General features: G+C 41.8%; 1 protein-coding gene and 1 pseudogene. Both read left to right on the top strand.

The features are described from left to right. The coding region (locus ACEWB7_RS17405) for an IS5 family transposase (RefSeq protein WP_411581013.1) at nucleotides 1–488 on the top strand (488 nt) is incomplete at its 5' end. After that, nucleotides 466–555, top strand: a pseudogene (locus ACEWB7_RS17400) (transposase); the annotation flags it as partial. The gene ACEWB7_RS17405 and the pseudogene ACEWB7_RS17400, both read left to right, overlap by 23 nt.

Here is a 555-nt window from a genome sequence, read left to right as displayed (position 1 = left end):
GCGATGGGCTGCATCTACTCATGGACTCTACAGGCATGAAGTTTCTAGGTGAGGGCGAATGGAAACGCAAGAAACATGGACCTGAATATCGTCGCCAATGGCGTAAACTTCATATTGGTATAGATGCCAAAACCCTGAAAATACGAGCAGTTCAGCTTACAACCAATAATGTCAGTGATTCACAGGTGCTTGGTGATTTACTTGATCAGATTCCACAAGATGAGCGGATTGACTCTGTTTATACCGATGGAGCTTATGACACCAAGCAATGCCGTCAGGTCATTGCAGATCGGCAAGCGCATGCGGTGATTCCACCTAGAAAAAATGCGAAACCATGGAAAGATACAAAGAGTAGCTCGCTAGAGCGAAATGAATTACTTCGAACAGTTAAGCGTTTAGGCAGGACGCTATGGAAAAAATGGTCAGGCTATAGTCAAATCATTATAAAACCAATACAATGGTGCAATGAGTTATTCAGAACATTTTAGACGTAAAATTTTAGCTAAACTTGAGGAAGGTTATTCTATTCGAGCGGTAGCTGCACAATTTGAAATT

Origin of the sequence: Acinetobacter sp. NIOH-H-8 (genome assembly GCF_046635365.1) — a bacterium.
Lineage (GTDB): Bacteria > Pseudomonadota > Gammaproteobacteria > Pseudomonadales > Moraxellaceae > Acinetobacter.
This window is presented reverse-complemented; position numbering and strand designations above follow the sequence as displayed.